Origin of the sequence: Rhodoplanes sp. SY1, from assembly GCF_046000175.1 — a bacterium.
In the GTDB taxonomy this organism is placed as follows: Bacteria; Pseudomonadota; Alphaproteobacteria; order Rhizobiales; family Xanthobacteraceae; genus Rhodoplanes.
Genome location: NZ_JBEOMB010000202.1, coordinates 1 through 5,694 on the forward strand (window position 1 = coordinate 1; position 5,694 = coordinate 5,694).

A 5,694-nucleotide genomic window follows, 5' to 3' on the forward strand; every position below is an offset into this window, starting at 1 on the left:
GGCTCGGGGTCCATTTCAAGCCGCACGCTGGTGCAGGGAAGAGACATCCGCGTCTCAGGAGCCGCGAAGCGCCTGAGGCAGATGGGCAGGAGATGAATTCTCGCGGCGATTAGGCCGAAAGCGCGATCACGTCTTCCATTCGGATGAGCGCTGAGATGCGCTCAGCGCCTATTTTCCAGGATGCGGGTAGCGATTCGATCTGTCCTGCCCCCGCAGCGCGCGGTCCACGCGTGTGATCTTCCCACAATATGGTGTCGCCGCGCCCTCCGGCCGCTGCTTTGAGTCGTTCCGCTACCTCGCGTGGCCACGCAAGGTAGATCCTCGGCATCTCATCTTCACGGACGTCCTTAAATTGCACGAGGCAAAGAATGGTACGCGGTCGATGTCGCCTAAGCCACAGGTCAGCTGCCGCATAGTAATTGGCGTTTCTGATCCTCGATAATTGCGTCTGGGTGAGTCCCCAGCCACCGTCTTTGCTGCCTTTTACCGAAATCTTCAGCGTCCGGTCGTCATTTGCTATGATGAGATCGTATTCAGGCTGATTAGCTCCGTATTGAACGGAGACATCATATCCGTAGCGAGCGAACTGCGCCGCGGCGATCGCTTCGGCGGCCGTAGCAACGTGCCAATTCGTTTTCATCGCAAGTAATCCCGGGCGAAGGAGGTCGAACTCAATACGCTAGATGGAACTGCAAACTGCTCCACAACACCAAGCGATCAGACCCAGATGGAGCGGTTTGCGATTTGATCAAAACGCTACCGGAGCCCGAATTGGGCTTTTGAAATAAGCGCGCCGTTCTGAAACATCGCGTTCATATTCCCGCCGAAGATGCCCTCTCCGTTCCAACCCACCATGACCGTACTGTGGCCGGCTAAATCCACGCGCGACATTTCCGTTCCCGGGCATCCGATGATGCGGGACGCTTCCGGGTAGCTCATTCCCTCCCTTAGCGAGAGAAAGTGATCAAGCGTCGCCTTGCACGGCCTGGCGGGTTCTGGTGCGGGCGGCCGAGCTGGCTCAGCAATCGGGGACGCGGCCGCACGCACTGACTGCTGTGTGCCGGGCTTGTCGGGCATCGTGAAAAACAGTCCGGCAATAAAGACACAAATGAAAACGAGAACCGCGATCGCGGGAATTCGGAGACGGTCAAGTCCCGAGTTCCCCGAATCATCTCCAGCGCAGTCGGATTGAGCAAATCGGTCTGGCGCCGATTTGGAAAGAGCACTGGATTGGTATTCGAGGCGTTCGATCAATGATGCGTTGTCGGTGCGGACCAACGTCGGCAATCGAAAGAAATCAAAAAGCAACCAAATTCCGAGCGCGGCGAGCAAAAACGCGCCGATTCCGGCAAAAAGCGTCATCCATCCGGTGATAGTCAAGCCGAGCTGAAGAAAGCCGGTGCCGGGGCGCTTGACGTAGAACCGATGAGCGCCGAACCCGCCGAAAAGGATCAATAAAAAATATGCGACGACTACGGATCTTTTATTTGCGTCGAACAGCAAGAGAGCACGCGCATCAGTGCTAATGCCTGATCGATGCGAGGAATCGTGAATGTCCATGGCGCTTCCCCTCGAAGCGCCCGGTATTTGGCGCCGGGCGCTTGGAGTTCACGCTCGCCAACGTAGCGTAGAGAAGTAGCAAGAGGGTAAAGCGGAGACGTAAACTCGACAGCACGGGAGGCTTTCCGGACATAATGGAGGTGATCCGTGACGCGATCGGGCGCGAGGTTCGCCGTCGCGACCGTGAAGCGGCGAAAGAGGGGGTGGGGTAGCACCACCCGAGGATGGGGTGTGGGTGGGGTCAGCTCAATAGCTTTCGCCGCCCGAACCGCGAGACGCGCACGGTGAAATCTACGGTGGCGCTTCCGTTGATCTGCATATTGAGTAGATCGGTCATCGACCGCCCCGTCATGGTCGCCCAATCTGCGTGAACCGTCACGTACTGGCTGACCACGGCACCATCGAACGCCTCACTGATCCAGCCAGACGACGAGCCCCAAAAATTATAGACGCTCTGGCTTTGACTGGTGCCGTTGTTGCCGACAATTTGGCACCCGACAGCCGCGCCGCGCAAACCTTGCGCGCCTGCATCGACCGTCAGATGGCATTGCGACCGGAGCCTATCGCCAGCGGCGACATACCCCATTGTCGGCGCGTCATTCTTCAAACATTGAAAAATCAGCGTGCGCGTCCCGCTCGACGACGTACCATAGCAGTGGATATTCTGCCGCGCGTACCCGTCCGCATCGGTGTCAATTGTGACATCGACAGTCAGGCCGGTGCCGAGTTGCGCAACATTATAGGCCCACCCGGTCGGGACTTGTCCGTTAACGCCGGTAGCAGTGCCCCCTGTCCCGGTCATCATGTAGTTCGAGAGCAGGCACCCGCCTGGATTTGTCGACGCATTGTAGGCGTCGCCCGCTCCAGTCGGTAAATTGTCCTGCCGAGAGTAAGCCGCAAAAAGCTGAGCCAGCGTCGGGCCTAGTGTGCCGCCAATCGCCTTCGCGCCATACACCCCAGGATGGAGACCATCAGGAGCGTACCCATCTTTCCAGTTGCACGTTGTTCCGTCTTTTAGACATGGGCGAAACGTGTCGACCTGTAGGAGTTTCGGCCACGTGACACGCCGGGCCGGGTTTTCCAACCAATCTCTTCGGATAATCTGATATGGCTGATGGCCGGCCGTGTCGTCGGGCAGTTCGTTGCAGACGATCGTCACGATGTTTGCTGCGCTGAGCGTGTCGAAAATCGTCCCGTAATTGGCAATTGTCGCGGCCGTATCGGTGTTGTCGTTGACGCCACCGAGAAACACGCACACGCCAGCGCCGGAATTGACCACATCGGAGATGCGCGCAAGCATATCTGCCGTAGTGTCGCCGCCAATGCCTCTATTACCGACCGCCCTGATCGTGTTGCACCGATACCCGGCGCCGTGAGCAGCCCACGATGCCTGACCGCCGGCCGTGATCGATTTTGTGTCCGGCGGGTCGGCGGAAATCCCGAATGTGCGGCTGTCGCCGAACCAGACGACCAGATTGTTGCTCGGGGTCGGCCACGGAATGGCCCGCACACCCTGGCTCGCGGTGATGGCGGCCACGCCACGCAGCATACCTAGGAGATGAGCGTGCTAGCGCCCGTAACGACCCGCTGCTTACCGTTGGCTTCTAAGATGTAGGCGACGTCGCCGTTTGAGAGGGTGACGTTGGTGGAGCCGGGACCGTCGATGACGACCGAGCCACCGGAGTCGTTCACGATCTCGACGCCGTAGCCGTTGCCGAGCGTGCCGACCGAAGGGACGGTGATCGTGATCGCGGCGGTTGCGACGATGCGCTTGCCTTCGAACGTGGTTCCGAGCGTGAAGCTCGTGGCTGCGGTCGTCTCCAGGATCTTGCCGCCGACGTTGTTGCCTGCGCTGTCGTGTCCGACGCCCAGGTACGCATTCAGAACATCACCCCAGCTTCCGCTATCGCTCCCCGGTGTCGGCAATCGCGCCATATGCGGGGAATTGTACCGCGCGCTCGGCGGTTTTTGCACCTGGCGGTGTGGATAACTGGCTGCCGCGGCATGAAGAAGAAAACCGGCTCTCGGTGCCTGCCGGTTTGCAGCCGATACCCTAGCTTGTCTCTCGGTCTGCACACCTAATCGCAAGAAGTTGAGGCCATCATATGGCTCGCGCATGAAGCGGAGGTGAGGATGGCGCCGCGGGAGCCAATTGTGATTGCGACTATATACAGTGGAGAGGTTCCTCCTGCTGCCGAGAGGGAGCGGTGTTATCGATGGGCGGCTCCTCTTAGTGCCTGGTGGAAATATAATAGGCCAACGCCAAAGCAGGTAGAGGCCCTGGGGGTGCTCATTATTGCAATAGCCGGCTTGTGGGAACTGCTAGTATTGCGAGATGTTGAAAGTAGTTTGATGCACGCTCAAATGCGAACGCTAAACTGGCGCCTCCAAGAACTGTGGTATGCGGTAGGAAGCCATGATGCAGTCAGCTATGTGCAGGGAAGTTCGAGAAGATTCTTTGAATTATTTGATCAAATCGAAAATCTGGATGAATATAGAAAGAAGTTTTTTTACGAGGGGCCATCGAAGGTTCGGCTCGCTATGTTGATTGCTGGTGGTTGGTTGGTCTTCTGGGGAAAGTGGCATGACGGGGTCGAGTCTGTTTCACGAAAGTAGCGGCTCCCCGCAAGAGAGAGCTCCCCGGTCGCCCGGGGAGCTTGTGCGGCATGATGGCAACCAATGTGCGCGTCACTTGGCGCGTAAGCCGGCTCCTTCGAAAGCCAGCCGGCATGCGCACTCGCCGCATCCTGCCGTCACGATCCCGGCGACTATTCCTCCGAGCATACCCGGAAGCTGCTGGGTTTCGCGCATGCTGACCTCACAGTGGTTCCGGTCACGTAGGTGTCGCGCGTCCTTCGCCCACTGCAGGAGCGGGACGATGGACATCGTCATGGGGCCGGTGAGACTCGTCGAGCAGAACTGCAGGTCGTCGTCGGTGCAGGAGCGGCCACGCGGCTGTGCTTCTTGCGCAGATGCCGACCAGGTACAGAGCAGGATACCGAGTGCGAGAAGAAGCCGGTTCATCGGAATCTCCCGAGAATAGCGATATCGCCTGCGATACCGGTTGAGACTGGAGAACGAGTCGATCGAAAAGCGGTCGACTCGCGGTGTACGGAGCTGAAGCTCTCCCCTATCGCGGCAACCGATAAGCTTCGTCGCGCCTGAGGATTTCGCGCACGATCTCGCGCGCGATCATGAGGGCGACGCTGACCTCGCTCGAATACGGCCCCTTCTCGGCGTGCTTCTCGCCGAAGCGGGACGTTCGTGCGAAGTACCAGCCCCTGCCGCGGCGCTCGACGGTGAAGTCCGCGAGCGCATAGGCGCGTCGTGCGTTGCCGTGCATCTCAGTACTCCGCGGCAAGCATGATGGTCATGACGCGGGTGGTCTGCGACGGATCGCTCGGATCCTCACTGCCGTAGATCATCGCGAGATCGTAGTAGTCGATTTTGGCGAAGAGCTTCCGCCCTTCGATCTCGAAGTCGAGGAAGTCGTGCTCGCCGCGCGGGTCGTTGTCGGGGTCGAATGCGTCGAAGGTTTTGACGCGCTCGATCGCCTCGCGCCGCGCAGTCTCGGGCAGCGATTGGAATCCGGCGGTGAGCATGACGCGGCCGCCTTCGAACGTCCGCCGGAAGGCGTCGTTCAGCTCGCGGATGCGCTCGGTCTTCGGTGTATGTGAAAGAACGCTCATGGAACTCTCCGTCCTGCTGGCCGGAACCCACTCTCGGGTGCCGGCGGATGGGACGGAGGCGCTGCGCTCATTGTAGCGCAGCGACGCGGGCGTCAGGGAAAGAGGGCCTGCTCCAGCTCGCCGGCCGATCGGAAGAGGAGGCCATCCATGCCGATGCCCTCGGCCGCGGCGACATTCCGCGGGTTGTCGTCGATCATGACTGCCTGGTGCGGCTCGACACAGAGGGCTGCTAAGATCGCCCGGAATGCCTGGGCGTCCGGCTTCGCGCATCCAATCTCGCTCGATACGACGACCGCATCGAACAGCTTCTCAAGTTCGTGGCTCCGCAATATCCCCCGGACGAACGGAGACGGGGCATTCGTCAGCAGCCCGAGCTTGCAGCTCGATCGCAATTGATGGACGAGGGGTACGACGTCCTCATCAACGGTTGTCAAGCGACATCCGG

8 protein-coding genes are annotated in these 5,694 nt (G+C 59.6%); all 8 read right to left on the bottom strand.

From position 1 onward, the window contains the following. Positions 1-109: 109 nt before the first annotated feature. Complete coding sequence (locus ABTU92_RS28265) at positions 110-640, bottom strand: hypothetical protein (protein WP_408094905.1); 531 nt, start codon at positions 638-640, stop codon at positions 110-112. 116 nt (positions 641-756) lie between these two features. Then, complete coding sequence (locus tag ABTU92_RS28270; RefSeq protein ID WP_408094906.1) at positions 757-1,560, bottom strand: NINE protein; 804 nt, start codon at positions 1,558-1,560, stop codon at positions 757-759. 241 nt (positions 1,561-1,801) lie between these two features. Beyond that, positions 1,802-3,097, bottom strand: a complete 1,296-nt coding sequence (locus ABTU92_RS28275; protein ID WP_408094907.1) for a GDSL-type esterase/lipase family protein — start codon at positions 3,095-3,097, stop codon at positions 1,802-1,804. Between the two features lie 14 nt (positions 3,098-3,111). Further along, positions 3,112-3,495, bottom strand: a complete 384-nt coding sequence (locus ABTU92_RS28280; RefSeq protein ID WP_408094908.1) for a hypothetical protein — start codon at positions 3,493-3,495, stop codon at positions 3,112-3,114. Between the two features lie 753 nt (positions 3,496-4,248). Continuing rightward, positions 4,249-4,584, bottom strand: coding sequence for a hypothetical protein (locus tag ABTU92_RS28285; protein WP_408094909.1), 336 nt, complete (start codon positions 4,582-4,584; stop codon positions 4,249-4,251). A gap of 106 nt (positions 4,585-4,690) precedes the next feature. Further along, a complete protein-coding gene (locus tag ABTU92_RS28290) occupies positions 4,691-4,903 on the bottom strand; it encodes a hypothetical protein (RefSeq protein WP_408094910.1) in 213 nt (70 codons plus the stop codon). A gap of 1 nt (position 4,904) precedes the next feature. Next, positions 4,905-5,249, bottom strand: coding sequence for a DUF3768 domain-containing protein (locus ABTU92_RS28295; RefSeq protein WP_408094911.1), 345 nt, complete (start codon positions 5,247-5,249; stop codon positions 4,905-4,907). A 92-nt stretch (positions 5,250-5,341) separates the two neighbouring features. Further along, positions 5,342-5,694: HAD family hydrolase (locus tag ABTU92_RS28300; protein ID WP_408094912.1), on the bottom strand; the 353-nt coding region annotated here is incomplete at its 5' end.

Excerpts from the sequence above, each read along its gene's own strand:
- ABTU92_RS28265 (WP_408094905.1), bottom strand. The coding sequence starts at position 640 with ATGAAAACGAATTGGCACGTTGCTACGGCCGCCGAAGCGATCGCCGCG.
- ABTU92_RS28295 (WP_408094911.1), bottom strand. The coding sequence starts at position 5,249 with ATGAGCGTTCTTTCACATACACCGAAGACCGAGCGCATCCGCGAGCTG.
- ABTU92_RS28270 (WP_408094906.1), bottom strand. The coding sequence starts at position 1,560 with ATGGACATTCACGATTCCTCGCATCGATCAGGCATTAGCACTGATGCG.
- ABTU92_RS28290 (WP_408094910.1), bottom strand. The coding sequence starts at position 4,903 with ATGCACGGCAACGCACGACGCGCCTATGCGCTCGCGGACTTCACCGTC.
- ABTU92_RS28280 (WP_408094908.1), bottom strand. The coding sequence starts at position 3,495 with ATGGCGCGATTGCCGACACCGGGGAGCGATAGCGGAAGCTGGGGTGAT.
- ABTU92_RS28285 (WP_408094909.1), bottom strand. The coding sequence starts at position 4,584 with ATGAACCGGCTTCTTCTCGCACTCGGTATCCTGCTCTGTACCTGGTCG.